The sequence below is a fragment of the Gramella jeungdoensis genome, from assembly GCF_023805255.1.
In the GTDB taxonomy this organism is placed as follows: domain Bacteria; phylum Bacteroidota; class Bacteroidia; order Flavobacteriales; family Flavobacteriaceae; genus Christiangramia; species Christiangramia jeungdoensis.
The window spans coordinates 20,478-47,219 of sequence record NZ_JAMSCK010000001.1 but is presented as its reverse complement, the minus strand read 5'-3'; the positions used below and the strand labels follow the sequence as shown (position 1 = coordinate 47,219).

24 protein-coding genes are annotated in these 26,742 nt (G+C 40.4%); 12 read left to right on the top strand and 12 right to left on the bottom strand.

Features of this window, described 5'->3' with window-relative positions:
- From purE to NE848_RS00175, 4 genes are all read left to right on the top strand, one after another.
- The gene (gene purE / locus NE848_RS00190; RefSeq protein ID WP_252110210.1) at positions 1–486 is read left to right on the top strand and encodes a 5-(carboxyamino)imidazole ribonucleotide mutase; all 486 of its coding nucleotides are present in this window, start codon (positions 1–3) and stop codon (positions 484–486) included.
- 210 nt (positions 487–696) lie between these two features.
- The gene (locus NE848_RS00185) at positions 697–2,727 is read left to right on the top strand and encodes a M3 family metallopeptidase (protein WP_252110209.1); all 2,031 of its coding nucleotides are present in this window, start codon (positions 697–699) and stop codon (positions 2,725–2,727) included.
- A gap of 97 nt (positions 2,728–2,824) precedes the next feature.
- The gene (locus NE848_RS00180; RefSeq protein WP_252110208.1) at positions 2,825–3,376 is read left to right on the top strand and encodes a sigma-70 family RNA polymerase sigma factor; all 552 of its coding nucleotides are present in this window, start codon (positions 2,825–2,827) and stop codon (positions 3,374–3,376) included.
- 11 nt (positions 3,377–3,387) lie between these two features.
- Positions 3,388–3,645, top strand: coding sequence for a hypothetical protein (locus NE848_RS00175; protein WP_252110207.1), 258 nt, complete (start codon positions 3,388–3,390; stop codon positions 3,643–3,645).
- On the opposite strand, the gene NE848_RS00170 is transcribed toward NE848_RS00175, so the two are convergent.
- Entirely contained in the window at positions 3,614–4,453 is an 840-nt protein-coding gene (locus NE848_RS00170) for a UbiA prenyltransferase family protein (protein WP_252110206.1), read from the bottom strand. The genes NE848_RS00175 and NE848_RS00170 overlap by 32 nt on opposite strands.
- Positions 4,454–4,587: 134 nt before the next feature.
- Here NE848_RS00170 and gcvP point away from each other — a divergent pair, with 134 nt between their 5' ends.
- The 4 genes from gcvP (at position 4,588) to NE848_RS00150 (ending at position 10,049) form a co-directional block, all read left to right on the top strand.
- Positions 4,588–7,437, top strand: coding sequence for an aminomethyl-transferring glycine dehydrogenase (gcvP, locus tag NE848_RS00165; RefSeq protein ID WP_252110205.1), 2,850 nt, complete (start codon positions 4,588–4,590; stop codon positions 7,435–7,437).
- Between the two features lie 128 nt (positions 7,438–7,565).
- The gene (locus NE848_RS00160; RefSeq protein WP_252110204.1) at positions 7,566–8,624 is read left to right on the top strand and encodes a 3-oxoacyl-ACP synthase III family protein; all 1,059 of its coding nucleotides are present in this window, start codon (positions 7,566–7,568) and stop codon (positions 8,622–8,624) included.
- 1 nt (position 8,625) lies between these two features.
- Positions 8,626–9,147 (top strand): class I SAM-dependent methyltransferase, encoded by a 522-nt coding sequence (locus tag NE848_RS00155; RefSeq protein ID WP_252110203.1) that lies wholly within the window; start codon positions 8,626–8,628, stop codon positions 9,145–9,147.
- A 53-nt stretch (positions 9,148–9,200) separates the two neighbouring features.
- Positions 9,201–10,049 carry a glycosyltransferase family 2 protein gene (locus NE848_RS00150; protein WP_252110202.1) on the top strand — a complete coding sequence of 283 codons (849 nt, stop codon included), beginning with the start codon at positions 9,201–9,203 and terminating at the stop codon, positions 10,047–10,049.
- A 3-nt stretch (positions 10,050–10,052) separates the two neighbouring features.
- Here the strand turns inward: NE848_RS00150 and pafA are convergent, their stop codons facing one another.
- Entirely contained in the window at positions 10,053–11,684 is a 1,632-nt protein-coding gene (pafA, locus tag NE848_RS00145) for an alkaline phosphatase PafA (RefSeq protein WP_252110201.1), read from the bottom strand.
- A gap of 117 nt (positions 11,685–11,801) precedes the next feature.
- On the opposite strand from pafA, the gene NE848_RS00140 reads away from it, so the two are divergent.
- Together NE848_RS00140 and NE848_RS00135 are read left to right on the top strand one after the other, a co-directional pair.
- Positions 11,802–12,539, top strand: coding sequence for an MlaE family ABC transporter permease (locus NE848_RS00140; RefSeq protein WP_252110200.1), 738 nt, complete (start codon positions 11,802–11,804; stop codon positions 12,537–12,539).
- Between the two features lie 3 nt (positions 12,540–12,542).
- Complete coding sequence (locus NE848_RS00135; RefSeq protein ID WP_252110199.1) at positions 12,543–13,307, top strand: ABC transporter ATP-binding protein; 765 nt, start codon at positions 12,543–12,545, stop codon at positions 13,305–13,307.
- A 3-nt stretch (positions 13,308–13,310) separates the two neighbouring features.
- Here NE848_RS00135 and NE848_RS00130 read toward each other — a convergent pair whose 3' ends face one another.
- The 9 genes from NE848_RS00130 to porV all read right to left on the bottom strand — a co-directional run bounded on the left by NE848_RS00130 (position 13,311) and on the right by porV (position 22,641).
- The gene (locus tag NE848_RS00130; protein WP_252110198.1) at positions 13,311–14,747 is read right to left on the bottom strand and encodes a DUF389 domain-containing protein; all 1,437 of its coding nucleotides are present in this window, start codon (positions 14,745–14,747) and stop codon (positions 13,311–13,313) included.
- 3 nt (positions 14,748–14,750) lie between these two features.
- Positions 14,751–15,842, bottom strand: a complete 1,092-nt coding sequence (locus NE848_RS00125) for a mannose-1-phosphate guanylyltransferase (protein ID WP_252110197.1) — start codon at positions 15,840–15,842, stop codon at positions 14,751–14,753.
- Between the two features lie 4 nt (positions 15,843–15,846).
- Positions 15,847–16,446, bottom strand: a complete 600-nt coding sequence (locus NE848_RS00120; RefSeq protein WP_252110196.1) for a SprT-like domain-containing protein — start codon at positions 16,444–16,446, stop codon at positions 15,847–15,849.
- Between the two features lie 3 nt (positions 16,447–16,449).
- Positions 16,450–17,133: an SDR family NAD(P)-dependent oxidoreductase gene (locus NE848_RS00115; protein WP_252110195.1), complete on the bottom strand. Its 684-nt coding sequence runs from the start codon at positions 17,131–17,133 to the stop codon at positions 16,450–16,452.
- Entirely contained in the window at positions 17,133–18,101 is a 969-nt protein-coding gene (locus tag NE848_RS00110) for a M28 family metallopeptidase (protein WP_252110194.1), read from the bottom strand. The genes NE848_RS00115 and NE848_RS00110 overlap by 1 nt, the downstream gene beginning before the upstream one ends.
- A gap of 63 nt (positions 18,102–18,164) precedes the next feature.
- Positions 18,165–19,808, bottom strand: coding sequence for a pyruvate dehydrogenase complex dihydrolipoamide acetyltransferase (locus tag NE848_RS00105; RefSeq protein WP_252110193.1), 1,644 nt, complete (start codon positions 19,806–19,808; stop codon positions 18,165–18,167).
- A gap of 3 nt (positions 19,809–19,811) precedes the next feature.
- Positions 19,812–20,813, bottom strand: coding sequence for a pyruvate dehydrogenase (acetyl-transferring) E1 component subunit alpha (gene pdhA / locus NE848_RS00100; RefSeq protein ID WP_252110192.1), 1,002 nt, complete (start codon positions 20,811–20,813; stop codon positions 19,812–19,814).
- Positions 20,814–20,924: 111 nt separating this feature from the next.
- Positions 20,925–21,407 (bottom strand): cytidine deaminase, encoded by a 483-nt coding sequence (gene cdd / locus NE848_RS00095; RefSeq protein WP_252110191.1) that lies wholly within the window; start codon positions 21,405–21,407, stop codon positions 20,925–20,927.
- A gap of 82 nt (positions 21,408–21,489) precedes the next feature.
- Positions 21,490–22,641, bottom strand: a complete 1,152-nt coding sequence (gene porV / locus NE848_RS00090) for a type IX secretion system outer membrane channel protein PorV (protein WP_252110190.1) — start codon at positions 22,639–22,641, stop codon at positions 21,490–21,492.
- Between the two features lie 419 nt (positions 22,642–23,060).
- Here porV and gldJ point away from each other — a divergent pair, with 419 nt between their 5' ends.
- Both gldJ and NE848_RS00080 read left to right on the top strand, forming a co-directional pair.
- Positions 23,061–24,752: a gliding motility lipoprotein GldJ gene (gldJ, locus tag NE848_RS00085; RefSeq protein WP_252110189.1), complete on the top strand. Its 1,692-nt coding sequence runs from the start codon at positions 23,061–23,063 to the stop codon at positions 24,750–24,752.
- Between the two features lie 68 nt (positions 24,753–24,820).
- The gene (locus NE848_RS00080) at positions 24,821–26,119 is read left to right on the top strand and encodes a UDP-N-acetylmuramoyl-tripeptide--D-alanyl-D-alanine ligase (protein ID WP_252110188.1); all 1,299 of its coding nucleotides are present in this window, start codon (positions 24,821–24,823) and stop codon (positions 26,117–26,119) included.
- 8 nt (positions 26,120–26,127) lie between these two features.
- On the opposite strand, the gene NE848_RS00075 is transcribed toward NE848_RS00080, so the two are convergent.
- Positions 26,128–26,736, bottom strand: a complete 609-nt coding sequence (locus NE848_RS00075; RefSeq protein WP_252110187.1) for a VOC family protein — start codon at positions 26,734–26,736, stop codon at positions 26,128–26,130.
- Positions 26,737–26,742 lie beyond the last annotated feature (6 nt).

Genomic DNA, 26,742 nt, shown 5'->3' with positions numbered 1-26,742 from the left:
ATGGGAAAAGTAGCAGTAATAATGGGCAGCACCAGTGACATGCCCGTAATGCAGGAAGCTATAGATATTTTAAAAGGCTTTGATATTGAAGTTGAAGTGGATATCGTTTCTGCACACCGAACACCGGAAAAACTTTTTGAATTCAGTAAAACAGCCCATGAAAAAGACATCCAGGTGATCATTGCTGGAGCCGGCGGCGCAGCTCATCTACCAGGAATGGTGGCATCTATGTCTCCCCTACCAGTTATTGGGGTTCCGGTAAAATCAAGAAATTCCATAGACGGCTGGGATTCTGTACTTTCAATCCTTCAAATGCCAGGAGGAGTACCTGTAGCTACCGTAGCACTTGACGGAGCTAAAAATGCCGGCATCCTGGCTGCACAGATTATTGGCTCTTCAGACAAGTGTGTTCTGGATAAGATCCTGGTCTATAAAGAAGGCCTTAAAGAAAAAGTAATAGAAGGCGCCAAGTCTCTCAAAAAATAAAATTAGAAAGGCCGCTAAAGCGGCCTTTCAAGTAGTTTTAATCTGCATTATTATTTATTAACCATTCTAAATATAAAACCAGAACTTGTAAACTACTATGCGAATTTTAAGTTAATTCTTTTTTGATTAAAAGCTAAATTAGTAAAAAAACTTAAAATGTCGCTTTTGCGTTAAATAAAATTATCGAAAACGTTAATCCAGTATTACTAAATGAAATCTCAAAATATATTACTAACAGAATTTGATTATGCTCCATTTTCTATAATAAAGACTGAAGATTATAAACCGGCTATTTTAGAAGCTGTGGAGTTAGCGAAGAAGGAAATAAATGAAATTGTTGATTCTGAAGAGAAACCAACTTTTGAGAATACAATAGAAGCTTTGGAATATTCCGGCCAAAAACTGGATAGAGTTACCAGTATCTTTTTCAATATAAATTCGGCTGAAACCAATAAGGAAATTCAGAAGATCGCCCAGGAAGTCTCTCCGGTGCTTTCAGAATTCAAGAACGATGTTATACTGAACAAAGGTCTTTTTGAAAGGATCAAAAGCGTTTTTGAGGAAAAAAATTCTCTGGATCTTAATAAGGAACAAGAGACACTTTTAGAAAAGAAATACAAGGCTTTCACAAGAAACGGGGCTAATCTGCCTGAAGAAAAACAAAAAGATCTTAGAAAAATAGACAAGGAACTCTCGAAACTGAAACTAAAATTTGGGGAGAATGTTCTTGCCGAGACCAACAGATATGAACTTCTCGTTACAGATGAAGCGAGACTGACCGGTCTTCCAGAAAGTTTTAAGGACGAAGCCAGATCTGTGGCAAAAGAGAAAGATAAGGAGGGTTGGATATTCACCCTTGAATACCCGAGTTATCTCCCTTTTATGAAATACGCCGAAGACAGGGAGTTGAGAAAAGAACTCGCCCTTGCATTTGGCTCTCGCGGATTTCATAATGATGAACTGGACAACCAGGAAAATGTATTGAAAATTGCCAAATTAAGATATCAGAGAGCAAAACTCCTCGGCTTTGAATCTCACGCTCATTTTGTGCTTGAAGAAAGAATGGCCGAAACACCTGAAAAAGTTGATTCCTTTCTAAATGAAATGCTTGAAAAAGCTAAACCTGCAGCCGAGAGAGAATTCAAAGAACTGGAGAATTTTGCTAAAAATCTTGACGAAATTGACCAGCTTCAGAAGTGGGATGCCGCCTATTATGGTGAAAAACTCAAACAGAAATTATTTGACCTGGATGATGAAAAGTTGAAGCCATATTTCAAACTGGAGAATGTGATTGAAGGAGTCTTCACTGTGGCACAAAAACTTTATGGTCTCAATTTTAAAGAAGTTCATGATATCGACAAATATCATCCTGACGTTAAGACCTCTCAGGTAACCGATGAAACTGGCGAAAGCGTAGCCTTATTTTATGCCGATTTCCACCCACGTCCAGGAAAAAGGGATGGCGCTTGGATGACCATTTACAAGCAACAGTATGTTCAGAACGGTAAAAATGAAAGGCCTCATATTTCAATAGTCTGCAATTTCACCAAACCAACACAAAAAGAGCCTTCTCTTCTCACATTTAATGAGGTCACAACCCTATTCCATGAGTTTGGACATGCTTTACATGGAATGCTGGCAAACACGACTTACCCAAGCCTGTCAGGAGCTAATGTATACTGGGATTTTGTTGAATTGCCCAGCCAGGTATTGGAGAACTGGTGCTATGAGAAAGAATCGCTTCAGCTTTTCGCCAAGCATTATAAGACCGGAGAGGCAATCCCACAGGAATATATTGACAAAATAAAGAAATCGGCCAACTTCCTTGAAGGAATCGCAACACTGAGACAATTAAGTTTCGGAATGCTGGATTTAAGCTGGCATGCTGTGGACCCTTCAAAAGTTAAAGATGTTAAGCAACACGAAATAAAGGCTTTTGAACCTACAAAACTGTATCCCGATGTTGGTTCAAACTGTATGAGCACTGCTTTCTCCCATATTTTTCAGGGAGGATATTCAGCCGGATACTATTCCTATAAATGGGCCGAAGTGCTGGATGCTGATACTTTTGAATATTTTACTGAACATGGCATCTTTAGTAAGGATATTGCTGATAAATTCAGGGAAAACATACTTTCCAAAGGCGGCACAGAGCATCCAATGGAACTCTATAAGCGTTTTCGCGGAAAAGAACCAAAGCCAGATGCACTTCTGAGAAGGGCCGGATTGATCTCAAAATAAGTATCAACACTAGGCAGATCAGTAAATCTTATCTTTTCTATAACTTTTGATAGCCTTTCTTTTGCTAATTTTGAGTAGAACCGAAGAGATCTAGATCATGCCAGCCAACGAACTCGATCCAAATAAGTGGGTCGACAAATATTCGGATTACCTGTTCAATTACACGATTGTTCGCGTTAACGATCGTGAGGTAGCCAATGACCTGATTTCAGAAACTTTTCTTGCCGCCCTTAAATCGGCTAAATATTTTAAAGGGGATGCAAGCGAACGCACCTGGCTTATTTCTATATTAAAAAGAAAAATCATAGATTACTATCGTAAGATAAATTCACGAAAAGGAAAGGCCGAAGTCAAGATCAACTATTCCGATGACTACAATGAAGGTGAATGGCTGGAAGAACAGGTACCTGACCAGTTTGACCGCACTGCTGAAGATGAAATGGAAAATAATGAGTTGGGACTGGCAATCCTTGAATGCCTGGACAGCATTAATGAGAAGCATGCGGCAATTTTTAAAAGAAAGACGATTGATGGTGCAGACACTGAAGCGATCTGTAATGAATTTAATATCACCCCGTCTAACCTTTGGGTTATTATCCATAGAGCCCGAACTGCCCTGGCAGCCTGTTTGGAAAAAAATTGGTTCTAATTATGAGTAGGATGAGTAAACTTTTTTTTATAGATTGTTCCGAGGCGGCCGAGTGCTGCAATAAGTCACAATACAAGGAAGCCAAGCCCCTTGAGAAAATGAAGCTTCTTATCCACCTTACCTTTTGCCGGGCCTGTCGTAAATTTTCATCCAAAAACTCCAAGCTCTCCGAAGCCATCAAAAAATCCAAACTCCAAACCTGCCCCGAAGAACAAAAAAAAGCCTGGCGCGAACAGATCAAAAGGGAATTTGCGGAAGATAATGTGTAAAGATCCAGTACACACATAAGTAAAATACAGGCACTGCCTCTACCCAGAACGAACAATAATATTTTTTCTGATCAACTTTAGCTCTCCATAATAGTATTCCGCTCAAAAGAAGAATTAAGATCAAGGCCAGGAATTCATTAGACTGAAATGAGCTTTGGAGAAGTTCTGCAAAAAATATAATTAAGATCAAAACCAGACCAAAAACTTTGGCCATAAACACACCCAGCCTTTGAGGGATGGTCCCAAGGCTCTCATCATCGTATTTGAGGTCTCTTATTTCAAACGGAAGAGTTAGAACAATTACCAGCATCATCCGCTGAATAAAATCAACAAGAATTTCAGTCCCCAAATACCTTTCAGCTTTGATCAATGGAAGCAATACCGTACATCCTGCCCAAACTACTGCAATAATAAAAATCTTGAGTCCCGGAAGACTTCTTAAATTCTTTTTCCCGCCTAAAAATGGAACGGCGTAGAACAAAGTAAAAAGCCCTAAGACACCCGTAGCAATGAGGACTCTCCATTCCATCTGGAAGGTAAAATAGATGAGGGCTATAAAACAGAGTAAAGAAAATATCTGTATAAACCTTAGATTCCTGGCAAGACTAAGATGATACAATTTTGCAATCCCGGCATATTTTACAAAGTTGTAGCCGGTTATTGAAGCAAAAAAGATGAAGTATAACAGTTGTTTATCAATCTCCAGCCCGTATTGAAAAAAAGTTATAAGGCTAAAAGCAACCACAGCAAGAGAGACGTGAATGCTGCTGTTTATATAGAGTTCAAAAGCATTTTTTAAATACTTCATCCAGCTAAATTACGCATTATATCACTTTATAAGACAGGGCTCCAAAATCTTAACAACTGTATGTAGTTAATCTGTAAAAAATTAGTCTGAAATTATGTATTTTCGCAGCACAAAAAACACAACTAAATATTTTAATGAGAACAGATTCCTTCGCATTACGTCATATAGGTCCTAAGGAAGAAAATCTACAGGAAATGCTGGACACTATAGGCGTCGAGTCTATAGAGCAATTGATTTACGAAACCATTCCAGACGATATTCGTCTTCATAAACCTCTGGACCTTCCCAGGGCAATGAGCGAAAACCAGTATGCCGAGCATATTAAGAAGCTTTCTGAAAAGAACAGGGTTTTCAAAACATATATAGGTTTAGGCTACCATCAGGCGATCTTACCTGCGGTAATACAAAGGAATATCCTGGAAAATCCAGGTTGGTACACTGCCTATACTCCATATCAGGCCGAAATTGCACAGGGTCGTTTAGAAGCTCTATTGAATTTTCAGACCATGGTTAGTGATCTTACCGGAATGGAGATAGCAAATGCTTCCCTGCTTGACGAATCTACCGCAGCTGCTGAAGCAATGGCTCTTTTACATGCCGTTCGTGACAGAAAGCAGAAGAAAGACGATGTGAATAAGTTCTTTGTTTCTCAGCAGGTTCTTCCTCAAACCATTTCCCTTATGGAAACCAGAGCTAATTTCCTCGGAATTGATATGGTGGTAGGAGATCATGAAGAATTTGATTTTTCTGAAGAATATTTTGGTGCGTTAGTTCAGTATCCAGGCAAATTCGGGCAGGTTTATGACTATGCCAGTTTTGTAGATAACTGTAAGAACGCAAATATTAAAACCGCAGTTGCTGCTGATATTTTAAGTCTCGTTAAGCTTCAGGCTCCGGGAGAACTGGGAGTTGACGTAGTGGTAGGAACCACTCAAAGATTTGGGATCCCTCTTGGATATGGAGGGCCACACGCGGCTTATTTCGCCACTAAAGAGGAATACAAGCGTAACCTTCCCGGCAGAATCATTGGAGTTACCAAAGACCTGGATGGGAATAATGCACTTAGAATGGCTCTTCAAACAAGAGAGCAACATATAAAAAGAGATAAGGCCACCTCTAATATTTGTACAGCACAGGTATTGCTTGCGGTAATGGCCGGAATGTATGCGGTATACCACGGCCCTAAAGGCCTTGAATATATTGCGAACATAGTTCACGCTTCAGCCGTTGGCCTGGAAGACAAATTAAAGGAACTTGGATTTGAACAATTGAACTCGGCTTATTTTGACACTCTTCACGTAAAGGCAGACGCTAAAAAACTAAAAGAGATCGCCGAGAGAAATGAGATCAACTTTTACTATCCAGATTCGGAAAGCGCCTGTATATCGATAAACGAAACCACTACTACCGATGATCTGAATGCGATTGTTGCCGTATTCACAGAATTAGCCGGAAAGGATAAAACAGTAATTAATGAGCTTCCAACAAGAAGCGCCATCCCTCAGGAACTCCAAAGAAAAACCGAATTCCTAACGCATGATGTTTTCAATCTTTATCATTCAGAAACTGAATTGATGCGTTATATCAAAAAACTGGAGCGCAAAGACCTTTCATTGAACCATTCCATGATCTCATTAGGATCATGTACTATGAAATTGAACGCTGCTTCAGAAATGCTTCCATTAAGTAATCCTCAGTGGGGGAATCTACATCCTTTTGTACCTGTAGAGCAGGCTGAAGGTTATCAGATCGTTCTTAAAGAACTCGAGCATCAGCTTACTGAAATTACAGGCTTCGCTGCTACATCTCTTCAGCCAAATTCAGGAGCCCAGGGAGAGTATGCCGGATTAATGGTGATAAGAGCATACCATGAGGCAAATGGAGAAGGCCATAGAAATGTTTGCCTGATCCCTTCTTCTGCACACGGAACCAATCCAGCTTCAGCAGTGATGGCAGGTATGAAGGTTGTTGTCACCAAAGCTTCCGAGAACGGAAATATAGATGTTGACGATCTTAGGGAAAAAGCCATAAAATATAAGGATAATCTTGCAGCACTGATGGTCACTTATCCATCTACTCACGGTGTATTTGAATCGGCTATCCGCGAGATCACAAATATAATTCATGAAAATGGAGGCCAGGTTTATATGGACGGTGCCAACATGAACGCCCAGGTTGGATTGACCAATCCTGGTAGAATTGGTGCCGACGTTTGTCATTTGAACCTGCATAAGACCTTCGCCATTCCTCACGGAGGTGGTGGACCAGGAGTCGGACCTATTTGTGTTGCAGAACAGCTGAAACCTTTCCTTCCCGGTAACCCGGTTATCAAGACTGGCGGAGAAAAGGCTATTGGAGCTATTTCATCTGCACCATGGGGATCTGCTCTTGTTTGTCTTATTTCTTACGGATACATAAAGATGCTGGGAACCGGCGGACTTCAGAAAGCTACTGAATATGCCATACTGAATGCTAATTATATTAAAGAAAGACTGAAGGAACACTATAAAACGCTTTATTCCGGTGAAAGAGGCCGTGCTGCTCACGAAATGATCGTTGACTGCCGCCCTTTCAAAGAAAAAGGCATTGAAGTTACAGATATCGCAAAAAGGCTTATAGATTATGGCTTCCACGCTCCTACCGTATCATTCCCGGTGGCTGGAACCATTATGATCGAGCCTACCGAAAGCGAAAGCAAGGCTGAACTGGATCGCTTTTGCGATGCTCTTATCTCGATTCGCCATGAGATAGATGAAGTTTCAGCAGATGATGCGAACAACGTATTGAAAAATGCTCCGCATACAATTCATATGCTTACTTCAGATGAATGGAAACTACCTTATTCAAGGGAAAAAGCAGCCTATCCGTTAAGCCATCTTCATGAAAACAAATTCTGGCCAAGTGTTAGAAGAGTTGATGAAGCCTTTGGAGACAGAAACCTTATGTGTACCTGTCCTCCTACCGAAGAATATGCTGAAGTATAACAAGTTATTTTGAACATTAGAAAAAGGCCTGTTAATCACAGGTCTTTTTTATGTCCTAATTTTTTGGGATTTAGAGGGAATTTTATGACTAATTAATTAAATTGTGAACCCAAGGAAATAAGAGCCACATGAACTGTAAAATTACCGGAACGGGAAGTTATATCCCTAATGTAGTAACCACAAATGCTGATTTTGACAAACATGAGTTTTTTAATGCTGACGGAAGCACCTTCCCTCATGACAATGAAACGACAATTAGAAAATTTAAGGCGATCACGGGTATAGAAGAAAGAAGATACCTGGACGAAAACCTTAACACTTCAGATATTGCCGTTATAGCCAGCCAAAAAGCAATTGAAAGTTCTGGAATTGATCCCGAAACTCTTGATTATATAATTGTAGCTCATAACTATGGAGACGTGAAGAGTAAATCTATCCAGAGTGACACTGTTCCCAGCCTTGCTACCAGAGTTAAATCACATTTAAGGATCAAGAATCCCAAATGTGTGGGATATGATGTTCTTTTCGGGTGTCCCGGATGGATTGAAGGTATGATACAGGCCCAGGCATTCATTAAAGCAGGGATGGCTAAAAAATGTCTGGTTATTGGCGCAGAGGCTTTATCCCGGGTTGTGGACAAACATGATCGTGATTCAATGATCTTTTCCGATGGCGCAGGAGCGGTAATACTGGAGGCATCTGATGATGAAGGCGGGATACTATCTCATGAATCGGCGACCTATTCGTTTCAGGAAGCTGAATATATCTACTTCGGAAAATCAAATCACTCTGAAGCTCCTGAGGACATCAGATACATTAAAATGCACGGACGAAAGATCTATGAATTTGCCCTTGTAAATGTTCCAAAGGCTATGAAGATATGCCTGGAAAGCAGTGGAAAGTCAATCAAAGATTTGAAGAAGATCTTTATACACCAGGCCAATGAAAAGATGGATCAGGCCATTATAGACCGATTTTATAAACTTCACGGAACCACTCCTCCCAAAGATGTTATGCCAATGACCATACATGAACTGGGAAACAGCAGTGTTGCTACCGTTCCTACTCTATTTGATCTCGTTTTGCGAGGAAAGATCAAAGATCAGAATCTAAAGAAAGGCGATACTATTATGTTTGCAAGTGTAGGAGCTGGAATGAACATAAACGCGATCACTTATCAGGTCTAAAATGTACGAAAAGAACTTTCCAAAAAAGCGATATCAAAAAACACTGAAATTTTTAAAAGAATCAGTTCCCCCACCGGCCAGAGTTCTGGACCTGGGAGTAAAAAACCCCTTCACTTATATAATGAAAGAAGAGGGATATAATGTCCAGAATACAACGGGTGAAGATCTTGACGATGATTTTACTGCCGTGCAGAACGAGGAATTCGATCTGGTGACAGCTTTTGAAATATTTGAACACCTCGTAGCTCCTTATAATATATTGAAAGAAATAAGGGCTGATAAACTCATAGCCAGTGTACCTCTTAAATTATGGTTCTCCCCTGCTTACCGAAGTAAAAATGATGAATGGGACCGCCATTATCACGAGTTTGAAGACTGGCAGTTTGACTGGTTACTGGAAAAAAGCGGTTGGGAAATAAAGCAAAGAATCAAATGGGCTAACCCGGTAAATAAGCTTGGAATAAGGCCGGTTCTAAGAAAATTCACGCCAAGATACTATGCCGTTTATGCCGAAAGAAAATAGCCCTTCTATCCCCAAAACCATATCTTAGCATTTCAAGAGAATTTTCATTTACATTGAGAATCTATATCATAATACCCGCGCATAATGAAGGTGACTTTATTGGGAAGGCACTCGAGTCCCTTACCCGGCAAAGTCTTTTGCCAGACCGGATCGTGGTGGTGGATGACGGATCTACTGATAATACCTCAGCCGTTGTAGAAGAATATGTAAGAGAACATTCATTTATTCAATTGATAAAGAATGACTCTTCTACCGAGCATGCCCCGGGTAGCAAGGTGATAAATGCCTTTTATAAGGGATATTATGAGCTAGACGATGATTTTGATGTTATATGCAAATTCGACGCCGACCTTATTTTTCCGGAAAACTATCTGAAAAGTATCGCTTCCTATTTTGAGAATGATCCGCAGGCTGGAATGGTTGGTGGTTTCTGCAGTATACAAAGAAAAAATAAATGGGTTCCTGAGAATCTCACAGGAAAAGATCATATCAGGGGAGCATTAAAAGCCTATCGCAAACATTGCTTTATTCAGATTGGCGAAATTAAGCCTGCGATGGGCTGGGATACGGCAGATGAATTACTGGCAAGATTTCACGGATGGAAAGTTATTACCGATGAATCATTATTGGTAAAACATCTTCGGCCCACCGGAATGAATTATTTCGAACACTCCGGCCGTAAACAGGGAGAGGCCTTTTATCGGTTAAGATATGGAACAATTCTTAGCCTTATTGCCTCAGCCAAACTTGCGGCCATGAAAATGAATCCCTTCGCTTTTCTCCACTACATGGCAGGATATTTTAAAGCTAAAAACAAAAAACGACCTTTTCTTGTATCAGAAGAAGAAGGTCGCTTTATTCGAAAACTTCGCTGGGCGAATATCAGAAAGAAGTTCGCCTGAAAATTATTTTTCCAGTAATTCTGTTAATGGTCTACCGGTTGCTGCATTAGGGAAAGAAATCCCTAAAAATGATGAGATGGTAGGTGCTATATCGGGAATTGTTGAAGGCTCATAAGTACTCCCTTTTTTAATTCCTTTTCCGAAGAAAATAAGAGGAACATGCGTATCATACGAAAAGCCTGAGCCATGAGTGGTTCCTTTCTCAGGAAAAACTATATATCCGGGATCGAGCACAAATACTACATCCCCACTGCGCTTCTGGTTATACCCCTTTTGGATGAGATATCCAATTCCATTAGTATAAGTACCTGTTTCAAGTTGCTCCCTGGTGTAAACCCGCGAAATATTTTGTTGCTGAAGAAGGTAATGAGCTATACTTTCCTGCACTTCATCAGTTTCAAGTTCTGCCTGCTCTAAAACCTTATAATCCAGAAATACCTGGGTATTTGAGACATTCTGAATAAGATTATCTACCTGAAACTCCTCCTTTACATATGCTTCAATCATTTCTTTTGCTGTCAGATCATCGAAATAGCCCGCTGGAATTCTGCTCGTTTTAAGATAAGAAGGGACATCCACGGCTCCATGATCGGCAGTTAGAAATACAGTGTATTCGCCTTCTCCCACTTTTTGATCCAAATATTTCAGAAAGTCTGCCAATGCCAGATCCAGTCTTAAATAAGTATCCTCAACCTCTTTTGAATTCACCCCGAATTTATGACCTACATAATCGGTGCTTGAGAAACTCAGCGTAAGAACATCGGTTATATCATCCTCTCCCAGGGCTTCCCCATCAATGGCTGCCTTCGCAAATTCTGCAGTAAGATCATTTCCAAAAGGAGTAGATTTAATTACATCAAAACCTCCATTCTTTGAAGCTAATTGCGGAAGATCATACGGGAAAGTTGCCGTTTCATTTCCCATAAAACCCAACTCGTAATTATTCTCATCTGCCCCGCTTTCTTTATAAGTTTCAATATCCTTTAAAGTATTCCAGATTTTCAAAAAAGACTGAGCCTTTCCTGAACTATTGAAATCTTTCACCCATTGCGGTAGATCATCCATATAAAAGGTACTTGTGATCCATTTAGCTTCATCTCTTCCATGAAACCAGTAAGCAGCATTTGCAGTATGTCCTGCAGGCAGAATTGCTCCACGGTCTTTTAAAGCGACACCAATTGTTTTACCGCGCATTTGAGTATGCAAACGATTCTCATCGCCAAAGGTAGTAGACATCATTCTTTGAGGAGACATTTTACCAGCCGGATCATCTGTCCCAACCGGCTCTACCGAATCGTCTGAAGCGCAATAAACCGTCTTATCTTCAAATTTATTGAACCAGCTATTACTTATTATCCCATGGGAAGCCGGAGTAGTTCCGGTAAACACCGATGCATGCCCAGGCCCCGTATAGGTAGGGATATAATTAAAATGATTGTTTTTAAAAACAAAACCATCGTTGACCAGCCTTTTAAAACCACTATCGCTAAACTGATCCCAAAAGCGGGTGAGGTAATCATATCGCATCTGGTCTACCACAATTCCAACTACCAGTTTAGGTCCATTTTCCTTAATCTGTGCTTTTGAATTAAAAAATGCAAGGAGCATTATAAAAACCAAAAAATACCGTTTCATTAATCTAGAATTTATTTAACAGCACCAAAAATACTAAACTTGAAACGCTAAACTTTAATTAAGCGTTAAATACTTTCGAATGAAATTTTAGTATTTTAGCTTTTCAAAATTCAATTAATGACCTACCTGCACTCCATTGGGGAATATTTTTTAATGCTTAAAGGAGTTTTTGGCCGGATGACCAAAAGTTCGGTTCTCCGGAGTCTTATCCTCAAAGAAATTAATGATTTGATAATGGGGTCTATGGGGATAGTTGCTTTTCTGTCATTCTTCATTGGAGCTGTTGTAGCTATTCAAACAGCACTCAACCTAACCAATCCGTTGATCCCTAAAACCCTTGTAGCATATGCCGCAAGACAATCGGTAATACTTGAATTCGCACCTACTTTTATCTCCATTATCATGGCGGGAAAAGTTGGTTCTTTTATTACCTCCAGTATAGGTTCCATGCGCGTTACAGAACAGATCGACGCCCTGGAAGTAATGGGAATAAACTCGAAGAACTATCTTATCTTCCCGAAAATCATAGCTATGCTAACCTACCCTTTTGTGATTGCAATTTCGATGTTCCTGGGGATAACCGGCGCCTATTTTGCAGCTGTTGTGGGAGGCTTTGTTACGTCAGACCAGTTTATAACCGGCCTGCAGGATGAATTTATACCATTTCACCTAACCTACGCTTTTATAAAAACTTTTTTATTTGCTTTTATACTTGCAACGGTACCTGCATATCATGGATATTATATGAAAGGAGGAGCCCTCGAGGTTGGTGAAGCTGCCACAACTTCTTTCGTATGGACCAGTGTGGTCCTTATTGTAACTAACTATCTTGTTACACAACTTTTATTAAGCTAACGAATGATTGAAGTAAAGAATTTATATAAAGGATTTAACGGACAGCAGGTGCTTAACGGGATAGACTATACCTTTGAAAGAGGCAAGACCAATCTTATCATAGGGCAGTCCGGTTCTGGGAAAAGTGTATTTCTAAAGTGCATGCTAGGGCTTTTCAAACCAGACAAAGGCACCATTGTTTATGATGGTAAACCCTATTCTTCCTTTTCAGATGAAGAACAAAGAGAGCTTAGAAAAGAGATGGGGATGTTATTCCAGGGAGGAGCATTGTTTGACTCTATGAATGTTGAACAGAATGTGATGTTTCCTTTAAAAATGTTTACTAAACAACATAAAAAGGAAATGTTGAAACGGGTACATGAGGTTCTTGAAAGGGTAAATCTTGATGGAACCGGGGATAAAATGCCTTCAGAGATTAGCGGCGGGATGCAGAAAAGGGTCGCTATTGCCAGAGCCATTGTAAATAAGCCTAAATATTTATTCTGTGATGAGCCAAACTCGGGCCTGGATCCTAAAACGGCGACCGTAATTGATAATCTTATCCAGGAGCTAACTCACGAAAATGATATTACCACTGTACTTATCACACATGACATGAACTCTGTTCTTGAAATAGGTGAGCGAATTGCGTTTCTTAAAGATGGCGTTCTTGCCTGGAAAGGCACTAAAGATGAGATCTTTAAAACAGAGGACGAAGCTGTAACCGATTTTGTTTATTCCTCAAACCTATTTCAGCAGGTGCGTGAGGCCCAGCAAAAAGAGAAATAAAGGCTATCTAACATTTTTTATTGCCAGGGTATCCAACTTTAACCTTACCTTCATCCAGCTTGCAAATTTCTCCTGCTGCTGAGCGAGCTCAGAGTTTCTTATGTCAGAATTCCAGGTTACGGTGAATGTAGGAATAGTATCTACCTTCTCAAAATTGGTAGTTATTAGATTGGAATAACCTATTTCTTCAATATTATCATAATTGATCTTTGCCTCCCTGCTTAGATCGGCAAAGGAAAAAGCATCACCCCGGTATTTTGCCAGCTCGGTTTCAAGTAGTTCAATTCTTTTATCCTTATTCTCGAGTACTTCCTGGTTTTTCACATACAGATCTTCCAGAATTCCACTTCTTAGTTCAGTAGACAGCTGATTTATATCCTGGGTTTGATTCGTCCCCTGATGCACAATCAACTGGGCTTCTTTCAGGGCTTCTATCTCACCCATACGTTGTTCCCAGGTTTCAATGGTGCCCTGTGGCACCTGATTCCCTATAAGATAAACTTCAAGCGTTCTTGTTTTATATTCTTTTGTAGCTTTAATAGTTTCCGCTCCGGTATACTGTACAGTCTCATTAAAGAACTCATCTGCCTTGCTTTCAAAAACTTGCTGTCTTAGTAAATTAACAAACAGGATCACACTTGGGATCATAACTATAATAGCAATTGTCGAGGCTACCTGGGCTATCTTCCGCCGTTTTCTACTATTCGCATACCTTACTAATGGAAAACCAAGCAGTTTGGCTACCACAAAGGTTGAAAGGGCAATAAAAACAGCATTAATCGAAAAAAGATATATCGCTCCCAGGGCAAATTGCCATTTCCCATTGGCCAGACCATATCCTACCGTACACAAAGGCGGCATAAGGGCCGTAGCAATTGCAACCCCTAGTATAACACTGGCGATTGTTCCCTTTTTTGTTTTAGCAACTATAAGGGCCAGACCACCAAAAATTGCGACCAGAACATCCAGAATTGTAGGATAAGTCCTCGCAACCAGCTCTGGCGTTTCGTTCTTAACAGGAGAGATAAAGAAATATACGGTCGCTGTTAAAACACTTAACCCAACCATGATCCCCAGGTTAACAAACGACCTTCTGAGGGTATCAACATCGTTAATGGCAACAGCCATCCCCACGCCAACGATAGGACCCATTAAGGGAGAGATAAGCATCGCACCAATTACAACAGCCGTACTACTTACATTAAGACCAATGGAGGCCACAAATATTGAAAATATAAGGATCCAGGCGTTATGACCTTTAAACGATATATCCTTCTGAACAGCTTCCAGGGTAGATTCCCTGTCGGTATCGGTTCTTATATCCAGTAACCGACTAAAGAAACTTCTTGCCCGGTCACGCATTTGCTTGGCATCCTCTGCCATGATCTCGCGGTCAGAATTAGCATTCTGGCTATTCTCCTTATTATTTGTATCTGTCATTTTTTAACCTAATTCATCGCCAAACTCCTTCATCACCGATTCCCTGAGTTCTTTAATCTCCTGTTCTTCTGATTTTGGCACAATCATCAAAACATCTTTATCTTCAACTATGATATAATCTGAAAGGCCACGAATGGCCACGATCTTTTGATTGTAACTTGAAATGATATTATCGCTGGCATCCTTACTGTGCAACCGCGCATTGATAAGAGTATTACCTTTATCATCTGAAGGAAGCTCACTCTGAACGGAAGACCAGGTACCCAGATCGCTCCATTTAAAATCCACAGGGATCACATAAACTGAATCTGCTTTCTCCATGATCCCATAATCGATGGAGATATTACTGGCCCGGTGGTAATTCTTTTCAAGAAAGTCATTTTCCCCGTTCGTATTCCATAACTTTTCACCTTTTTCAAAAATACCATACATTTCTGGCATATACTTTTTGAAATTTTCAATTATGAATCTCGCACTCCAGATAAATATTCCCGCATTCCAGGCATAATTCCCTGCCTCCAAAAACTTCCCCGCCTTTTTAAGACTGGGTTTTTCCGTAAATTCCTCTACCTTCTTAATTTGACTTTCTTCTGACTTATCATATTTAATATACCCATAACCTGTATTAGGATAAGTTGGTTCAATCCCTAATGTGATAAGCCGATCTTCCTTTTCTACTCCATCAAATGCCAGCTGAACTGTCTCTAGAAACGCTTCCTCATCCTTGATCCAGTGATCACTGGGCGCTACAAGAGTAAGTGCATCCGGATTCTTATTATAGATCTTTAAAGCTCCAAGCAGTATACTGGGCGCCGTATTCCTCATCTCCGGTTCAGGAACTATCTGGTAATCCTTAATGTGAGGCACCTGCTCCTTAATCATATCTACGTACTTCTTATTGGTAAGCACATAGATGTTCTCTGAAGGAATAAGCCGGGAAAGTCGGTTAAAGGTTGTTTGAAAAAGGGTCTCACCTACTCCAAGGATATCTATGAACTGCTTGGGATTGGAAGCCTTACTCGAGGGCCAAAACCTCGATCCTACTCCGCCAGCCATAATAATTGCATAATAGTTATCCTTCTTGGTTCCTAACATACTTTCAAATCTTTAATAAGTGCACTTCAGCATTTGGCTGAAAAAGATAAATTTTACCTGTGTCCACTTCCAGACACTCATAACGCTTAACTTTCCTGGGACCTTTTTTAAAGGTTTTCCCGTTGTGTATCCTGAACAGGCTCCCAAAGGGAATCTCAAAAATATAGTTTTTATCATTATCAGGATCGAAAGTCTTTAATGCGACCGATAATTTAGCATCGGTATCACTGCTGGCCCGGGGATTCCTGAAATGATTGGCGATCACCGGAAGCAGGGAATTAGGAAATATCTCAGGCCTGATGAAGGGTAACATCAAACTCCTAAAACAGTGTTTCCATTCATCACCATGAGGTTTTATATTCCTCCCATATTTCTCAAATGCGATCAAATGGGCAATCTCATGAACCGTAGTGATGAGAAATCTATATTTGTTAAGATTAGCATTGATTGTGATCTGTTGTGAACCATCAGCCATCCTCCGATAATCTCCGTGGCGGGTTACCCGTTCATTCACAATCTTAAGATGAACACCATTCATCTTTATAAGTTCAGAGACGGGCTCTACAGCATTTACCGGTAAATATTTTTTCAGGATATCCTTCATTCGTCAGGGAGTACTGTTAGATACCTGCATGATCTTTCCGTTATAATATTTATGGCCTTTTATGCTGAAATCAACAATATACTCAGCCATTTCCTTCGCTGTCACCGGAGCTTTATACCCCGGGAAAGCTTCTTCCAGCATTTCGGTCTGAACCGCTCCCAGAGCAAGCGCATTAAATGAAGGACCGGTCTCTTTATATTCCTCAGCCAGTAATTCAGTGAGCGTAAGCAAAGCACCTTTACTCGAACTATATGCAGCCAGCCCAGGAAACTTCATACTTCCCTGAATCCCTCCCATACTGCTGATATTCAGCACATGAGAATCTTTATTCATAAAGCGCAGAAATTTTCGAGTAATCGTAGCCACCCCAAATACATTCACTTCATATACGGCTCTAAAATCATCAGACCTGGTTTCGGAAAAAGGCTTATTTAAAAGAGCTCCCGCATTATTTATCAGGATATCTACTCTGGAATCCCAGTTGTCCTCAATAAAACTTTCAGCCCTTATGTGGCTATCCTCATCGGTGATATCAAAAGAAAAAGAGCTTACATTTTTCAGATCTTTTTCAACCACAGGCTTCTTATTTCGGGAGAGAGCAAGGACATTATACCCCATCTCTGAAAAAATGGAAACCATCTCAAGGCCTATTCCTCGGCTCGTCCCTGTAATTACAACATTCTTCATTAATCTGTCAGTTTTATTTCCTTTCCTTCAGTATCTGCCATTTTAAATAGACCTGGTAATAGACTGTCTATTAACCGGGCCATATGTTCAAAATCCATAAATTCTGCTTCATCATCTACATGATGATAATAAGGATAGTTTGTAAAATCGAAAGTACATATTGTTTGAGAAGGCACCTTAAATTCCTGATAGAAAGGATAATTATCACTTCTTTTAAAGAGATTCAGCTGCTTTGCCTGGGGCAAAAACCCAAGTACCTGCTTTCCGCCTGAATATTCATTAAACTTCTCTGCGAGATTTGAATTTTCATAACCGGTGATATAAGCCATATAATCTTTAGCTTTCATAGGCACGCCTATCATCTCCAGGTTTATCATAGCATAAAGATCAAGACCTTCTTTCTTCAGCTTCTTAGCTAAGTGCTCCGAGCCTTTCAAACCTTTTTCCTCTCCCGAGAAAAGCACGAACATGACACTTCTCTTGTTTTCTTTAAGTACCCCGAAATATTTGGCGAGTTCTATCACCCCAACTGTTCCAGAAGCATTATCGTTAGCTCCATTGGCGATCTCATCCCCACCAACCGGTTTGCCTTTCCCGATATGATCATAATGAGCTCCTATGACTATATATTCATCTTTTAATTCCTCATCTATTCCCTCAGCCACCCCAACTATATTAAAGGCATGTAGATCACCTATCATAAAACTGTCACGATAAGTTTCAAAATGGGGTCTGAGCCCAAATTCATTGAATTTGCTCTCAATGAATTCCGCGGCCAAATCGATTTCACTGGAACCTGTATTACGGCCAGCCAGTTCATCTGAAGCGAGATACTCCATGGCTTCTTTAACCTCTGAGGCTGAAATTTCAATTTCTGTATTTTCAGAAGTCTGGGCAAAAGCTGAAGTGGATGAAAGGATCATCGTAGAAAGACCGGCTATAGCCAGTAAAAAAAGATTTTTTCTCATACTGCTAAAGATAAAAAAATCCCGCGATTAAGCGGGATTCAAAATATTTATTAGACTCCTGGGTTATGCCAGCATAGTTACCGGATTCTCAAGATAAGTCTTTAATGTTTGTAAGAAAGCTGCTCCTGTTGCCCCATCTACTGTTCTATGGTCACAGGCTAGTGTAAGCTTCATCGTATTCCCAACTACGATCTCCCCATTTCTAACCACAGGTTTTTCTACGATAGTACCCACAGAAAGAATAGCCGAGTTAGGCTGGTTAATGATACTTGTAAACTCAACGATTCCAAACATTCCAAGGTTAGACACGGTAAAGGTACTGCCTTCCATATCGCTTGGCTGGATCTTTTTGTTACGAGCCTTACCTGCAAGGTCTTTTACATTACTTCCTATTTGTGTGAGTGACATCTGATCGGCAAATTTCAGAACCGGAACTACCAGCCCTTCGTCAACTGCAACTGCTACACCCATATGGATATGCTTTGCGAACTTCATGGTATCACCGGTCCACTGGCTGTTAACCTGCGGATGTTTTCTTAATGCCATAGCTGAAGCCTTTATCACCATATCGTTGAAAGAAACCTTAACATCTGGCATTTCATTGATATGCTTACGGGAAGCCATCGCATTCGCCATATCCACTTCTATTGTAAGATAATAATGCGGTGCCGTAAATTTAGATTCACCTAAACGCTTGGCAATGGTCTTACGCATTTGCGAATTCTTGCGCTCTTCAAAGCTTTCTTCTCCTGCAGGAACATATGGCTGTGCCGCTGCTGTAGTTTCAGCCGCTGCATCCTTCTTCGCTTCAGCAGGTTTTTCAGCTCCTTTAAAGTCCTCGATATCTTTCTTTACAATTCGTCCGTTCTCACCAGAACCTTTGACATCGGCAAGGTTTATACCCTTGTCCTCTGCCATTTTCTTAGCAAGCGGAGAAGCAAATATTCTTCCTCCATCTTTTCCTTCAGCCTTTGATGAAGTATCCTTAGCTTCCTCTGGTTTTTCCTTTTTCTCTTCTTTCGGAGCAGACTTCTTAGCTTTTTTAGCTCCGCCGGAAGTATCAATTTTAGAAACATCTGTTCCTTCAGGGCCGATGATTGCAAGCAGACTATCTACTTTGGCCGTTTCTCCTTCCTGAATCCCTATCTTCAAAAGGGTTCCTTCGTAGAAAGATTCGAATTCCATAGTAGCCTTATCGGTCTCGATCTCGGCAAGAATGTCTCCCTCTTCAACCTTATCACCTTCCTGTTTAAGCCAGGAGGCAACAGTTCCTTCTTCCATGGTATCACTCAGGCGAGGCATATTTATGATCTCTACTCCTTCAGGGATCTCTCCTTCATCTTCATCACTTTCCCCATCAGAGCCAGAATCTTCTTTTGATTCTTCCTTCTTGGATTCTTCTTCTTTATCCTCTTTCTTGTCAGAAGTTTCATCAGCACCACCATCAAGCAGCCCAGAAATATCTTCTCCTTCTTCTCCTATTATAGCCAGAAGAGCGTCTACAGGAGCGGTATCCCCTTCCTCTATTCCAATATGAAGCAAGGTTCCGTCATAAAAGGACTCAAATTCCATTGTAGCCTTGTCGGTCTCGATCTCAGCTAAAATATCACCTTCTTCTACCTTATCTCCTTTTTGTTTAAGCCACTTTGCAACGGTACCTTCTTCCATGGTATCGCTCAAACGCGGCATTTTGATAACTTCTGCCATAGTCTAATCTAATTTATGTGCTAGGAAAGGATAATCCTCCTGTTCGTAAACCACATCGTACATTACGCTTTTATCAGGGAAATCTGACTCGTCTGCGAATTTCTCGCATTCAGAAACCCTGTCTTTAACGCGTTTATTTATCTCTTTAATCTCTTTTTCTGAAGCGTATTTTTTGTCTTTAATAATATCAAGCACCTGTGTAATTGGATCCAGTTTCTGATATTCTGCCACTTCATCCTTAGTTCTGTATTTTTGAGCATCACTCATAGAGTGACCTCTGTAACGGTACGTTTTCAGCTCAAGGAAAGTAGGCCCGTCACCTTTTCTGGCTCTTTTTATTGCTTCATCAAGAGCTTCTGCAACTTTTACAGGATTCATGGCATCTACAGGTCCGCATGGCATTTCATAACCATTACCTAATTTCCATATCTCCGTATCCTTTGAAGTACGTGCTACTGAAGTACCCATCGCATAACCGTTATTTTCAACACAGAAAACAACCGGAAGATTCCAGTTTACAGCCATATTCAGGGTTTCATGTAAAGATCCCTGTCTTACAGCTCCATCTCCCATAAAGGTCAATGTCACTGAATCTCTTTTATGATATTTATCTGCGAAAGCAAGCCCGGCACCAAGAGGAATCTGCCCTCCTACAATTCCGTGACCTCCGTAAAACCTTTGTTCCTTAGCAAAGATGTGCATAGAACCACCAAGTCCCATCGAAGTTCCTGTCTTCTTACCGTAAAGCTCTGCCATCACTTTCTTAGGATCCACTCCCATTCCGATAGGCTGAACGTGATTACGATAAGCTGTGATCATACGGTCTTTCTCAAGATCCATCGCATGCAGTGCTCCCGCTAAAATGGCTTCCTGCCCGTTATATAAATGTAAAAATCCTCTAACTTTCTGTTGAATATAAACCTGCGCAAGTTTATCTTCAAATTTGCGCCAGAACAACATCTCCTCGTACCACTTCAAATAGGTGGCTTTTGTTATTTTCTTCATTTAAAATCTATATTTTAAGGCCAGACAGATTGGTTTTGCCAAGCGGATAACAAAAATACTATTTTCAGTAAGAAACGAAAACAGTTTTAAGGCAAAAAAATTACGAAAACCTTATAGACAGGAATTATCAAAAACCAACGGTAACAAATCTTTAACTGAATCTGCCTTTACAACTTTACCCGTCTCTCCGGTAAAATAGACTTCCATAGGCTCATCCTGTTTCACCTCGTACTCCACTAATGCCTGCCTGCAGGCTCCACATGGAGGTACAGGTGAAACCACCTGATGTCTCATGGATTTCGCGGTAACCACAAGCTTTAAAACGGGTACATCGGGATACTTCGCTCCCGCAGCATAAACAGCCGTCCTTTCAGCACAAAGACCTGAAGGATAAGAAGCGTTTTCCTGGTTACTACCAATAACCACCTCATTATTCTCAAGAAGCAAAGCTGCTCCTACCTTAAAACTGGAATATGGTGCATAGGCAGATTCCCTTGCCTCAATAGCAGCCTGTAGTAATTCCTGAACATCCTGAGGAAGCTCTTCCGGTGATTCGTATACCTCAAGCCGGGAAGTAATGGTAAGTGGCTTCATAAAATTTTATTGGGAAGACAAGTTAAAAGAAACCTACGCGGTTTCAAACCGTGATAAGATAGTTTTAAGAATTGAACAGTAATTAATTATTGAAACTGTCACCAAAATTGAAACTTAAGCCAAATCTCAGGGTACCCTCAAGCGGACTTGGCACCGATGACGTTGAAAAAAGATAAGAGGCATCAATAATTATGGATTCATAAGCAAAACCAGCTCCTAAAGAGAAGAATCTTCGGAATCCTTTTTCCTCACTTTCATTAAAGTAACCTGCTCTAAGTGCAAATTTTTCCTGGTACCAGTACTCTGCACCAAGGGCAAGAGTAAATTCTTTCAGTTCTTCCGAAAATCCATCAGGAGCATCCCCAAAAGATTTAAAGATCCCTTCAATAGAACCAATTTCATTATACTGCTCATCATCCTCGGCATCAATATCCCCATCCCCGTCAAAATCCTGAGGGGTAGGAACAAGTAATTTATTGAATTCGATATAAGTCCCAAGACGATTGTCAATATCAAATATAAAGTCGAACCCTGCACCACCTTTCAGATTGGTTGGAATAAAGTTCTCCTGGCCAGCATCATCATATTTCATTTTAGGGCCAATATTGGCAATATTAGCACCTACACGCCACATACCATCAAAGCCGCTAAAAGTCAACTGTCTACTTTGATAGAATGCCGCGACATCCACACCAAAGGTAGAGGCTGCTCCCAGATCTTCATTATCCTGAAGACCAAGATCTGATCTTAAATACCTTCCTGCCACAGCCATGGAAAATGTTTCGCTTAGCTTTAAGGAATAGGAAAGATCGAATGTAAGTTCATTGGGGTTTACCAGAATAGGCGTTTCTTCAAAACTACCGCGAGTCTCTATGGAACCCAGGCTAAAATACCTTAAACTTCCGGCTACAGCACTCCTATCGTCAAGTTTATGAAAGTAATTAAGGCTTCCTAAAAAGATATCGTTCACAATTTCGCTGAGGTAGGGAGTATATGAAACGGCGATCCCATTTTCCCTTGTCGCAAACGCATACTTTGCGGGATTCCATTGCTGAGAAAAGATATCCTGAGAAGTGGCTACTCCCTGGTCTCCCATTCCGGCAGCCCTGGCATCAGCAGCTACTAATAAAAAAGGAACAGCTGTAGTGATAACTCTATCTCGTTGCTCCTGTGCAAACATTGAGAAATCGGCAAAAATTATTGCCCCTATCAGTAAGATGGTAATTTTTTTCATTATAGCAGTTAATGATAAACAAATATATAGTAATATTCCTGTTAAGAAAGAACCAATTAATGAAAAAGCTTCCTTAAGAGAATAAACTCAATAAATTTCAGATTGTAACGATGCTAGGAGTTAATGAATATAACTCAAAAAAAAGGAATTTATTGCAAGTCCCTGACGAGGGGTTAAAATATTCGATAAAATTTAAAAATGCACACACAATTTCCTGAGAATCCCATCGTTTAACATTGTTTGAGCATCAAAAATATAAAAGCCTAATACTTAACTCGATATAAATTTATCTTAGGTTGTAGCATATCAGACAGTTATACAATATTTTACTGTTTTAGAATTAATAAAATAATCTTGTACATTTAGCGTTAATTAGTATATTGCAAGGCCTAAATTTCTATCATAAAGAAGGAAATAATATGAAATTGAATGTAGCTTTAAGAGCCGTTATTGCTGTTGTTTGTGGCGTTAGCTTACTAAGCTGTAATAAATCTAACAATTACAAAAACACTTCCCGCGCAACCGGATGGGACATAAATTCGGATGAAGGCGGATTCCAGTATAATACAGATTACAAAGAACAGGAGGCTGCTCCCGGACTAGTATTTGTGGAAGGAGGAACCTATACTATGGGACGTGTTCAGGACGACCCAATGCATGACTGGAACAATACTCCAACCCAGCAGCACGTGCAATCCTTTTATATGGATGAGACCGAAGTTACCAACAAGATGTATCTGGAATATCTTGACTGGTTAAGAAGAGTTTTCCCTCCAAGTGAAGAAAATTATAAGAATATCTATAATGGCGCTCTGCCAGATACCCTCGTTTGGAGAAACAGACTGGGTTATAATGAAACCATGGTGACCAATTACCTTCGCCACCCCGCATATGCAGAATATCCGGTGGTAGGTGTAAGCTGGATCCAGGCCGTTGAATTCAGCAAATGGAGAACCGACCGTGTGAATGAATACAGACTTGAAGAGGAAGGATTTATCAAAGAAGGTGCTCACCTCACAGATGTAAATGCTTCTTCCACATTTAATACCGAAACTTATATCCACACCCCTAGTAAAGCTTATGGCGGAAATACCGAAATAAGTCAGGGTGGAGACGAAGCTCAGGACAGACTTAACGAAACCAATGAGGCGGGAGATCCGGTAAAAAAGGTTTATCCTGGTCGTGAAAGTGGTTTAATATATCCTGAATACAGATTACCTACCGAAGCGGAATGGGAATATGCAGCTCTTGGACTTACCGGAATAAGAAACTATAACATTTACCGCGGAAGAAAGAAATACCCATGGGATGGACAATACACCAGAAATGGCGATGTCAAGAAAATGGGAGACCAGTTAGCCAACTTCAAACAGGGAGATGGTGATTATGGCGGAATTGCCGGATGGAGCGATGATGGTGCGGATATCACTGCTGAAGTAAAATCTTACGAACCCAACGACTTTGGACTTTACGATATGGCTGGAAACGTTGCCGAATGGGTAGCTGATGTTTACCGACCAATCGTAGATGACGAATTCAACGATTTCAACTATTATCGTGGTAACGTTTATACTAAACATGCGATAAGCGAAGACGGAACCGTAAAAGTTGTTGGCACTGAAGATATCGTTTATGACACTCTGAGTAACGGAAAACTTGTAGCAAGAAACCTTCCCGGAGAGATCGCCCAGGTACCGGTTACAGAAGAGGACACATACATGAGAACCAACTTCACTGAAAGTGATCAGAGAGATTTTCGTGATGGAGACAAAAGTTCCAGCCGATACTATCAGCCTTTCCAGGAAGTGGACGATCCATCAAAAAGGATGTACAACTCTCCTACCTACGATAATTTCACCTACAGCGATAGTAGTGCGAATGCAAAACTTGAAGAACGTGGTTATGACAAGGAAAAAAGAACCACTCTTATAAGTGACGAAGTTAGAGTATATAAAGGTGGTAGCTGGAGAGACAGAGCCTATTGGCTTGACCCTGCACAACGCCGTTATTTCCCTCAGGATATGGCAACCGATTATATCGGATTTAGAAATGCGATGTCCAGAGTTGGCTCCAAGTCTTTAGAAAAGAACAAAACTGCCAGAAGCAATTAGAAAAAGGCATAGTATAAAATAAACTTAAAGCCCTAACTTGTTTAGGGCTTTTTTTATAGTTTTATTTCATGAATTCAGCCCGACTCCATCAGCGCTTTCTTCTTTGTACAGGCGCAGACACCGATACAAGAAAAATCAGAAAAGACAGCATGTTCTTTGCTCTTAAAGGAGAGAATTTCAATGGCAATGAATTTGCCGCAGAGGCTCTTGAAAAAGGAGCTCGTTATGCTGTAGTGGATGATAAGAAGTATGCCCAAAACAAAGAGGAATATATTGTTGTAAAGGATGTTCTGGAAGCTTTACAGAAACTGGCCATCTTCCACAGGAACTATCTTGGACTGCCAATCCTTGCGATCACAGGAAGCAACGGAAAGACAACTACGAAAGAGCTGGTACATACTGTTCTCTCAAGAAAATTCAGAACTGTAGCTACAAAAGGCAATCTCAATAATCATATTGGAGTACCGCTTACCCTTCTTTCCATGGACGATCAAACCGAATTTGGGATTGTTGAAATGGGCGCTAATCACCTTTTAGAAATAGAATTCCTTTGTAGTATAGCCAATCCCGACTATGGCTACATTACCAATTTCGGCAAGGCCCATCTGGAAGGCTTTGGAAGCCTGGAAGGGGTTGTACAGGGAAAAACTGAGCTTTACAAACATCTGCAGCAAAATCATAAGCTGATATTCCTGAATCTGGATGATGAAATTCAGATGAAACATCACAATTACAGTCATACTTTCACTTTTGGGGAAAGCCGGCTCGCCGATGTAAAATTGAAATATCAGTCGGGCTTACCTAATGCCCAACTCGAATACAATAAAACCGAATTTAAAAGCAAGCTTACGGGAAGTTATAATGCTAAAAATATGGCAGCGGCATTATGTATAGGACTTTATTTTAAAGTGGAATTCAACGAAATACAAAAGGCGATAGAAGAGTATTCTCCCCAGAACAACCGTTCCCAGGTAATCGAAAGCGGAAGTAACGTTATTATCATGGATGCCTATAACGCAAATCCCACGAGCATGCATGCCGCACTTCAGAACTTTAAAGAACTAAAGACCTCAAAGCAGAAAATTGTCATTTTAGGAGATATGTTCGAGCTTGGCAGTGCTGCCACAACAGAGCATCAGGTGATAGCCAATTTCATTGAGAACAGTGATTTTTCAGAAACCTATTTACTGGGTGAAAATTTCAGAAATACCAATACCAGTAGCGATTTCATATTTAAATTTAAAAGTATGGAAAGCCTGAAAGAACATCTTCAGGACAGTGACTTTCAGAATTGCTATTTTCTCGTGAAAGGCTCCAGAGGAATGGCCCTCGAAAGAGCATTAGATTCGATCACAAAAGAAAACTAAACTCTCTATTATCTCTGAGGAATTGAAGAACGGCTTATTAGCTCCATCATATTCCCTTCAGGATCCTTTACCAGGAGCAGATCTTCACCCAGTTCATCATCTCTGAAGATCCTTCCGGCATTAACACCTCTTTCCAGCAAACACTGCTTCAAAACTAAAAGATCTGCATTGGTATAAACACCAAATTTTAGCAAACCATCCCACTCTTCATTTTGGGCTCCCGGCCTGAATTGCTTCCTTTCTATAAGTTTATTCCTGAATAAAATCTCCAACACAAATTTATCCTTGCGCAGTATGATGCCGCTTGAGTTACCATTAGCTGAAGTAAATTCCTTTACCTGTTCCATTCCGAAGTTCTGCCTATACCAGTTTGCAAGGTCACTATCCTTAGATGTAGTGATCGCTATAAAACCCGATTCAAACTCAAGTTTACTGAAACAGTTCTGGCTTTTCTTATTTGGAATTTGCGAAAAGCAAATAAACCCGATAACAAGAAAGATCAGGCTGACAAAGTATTTTCTATTCATGGATATATGAAGCACCGTTGGATTTAGGCCTCTGTTTGCAAAAATATCAATTATCCCGTATTCTGTGCTTAATTCATCGGCCTTCGGCAAATATTC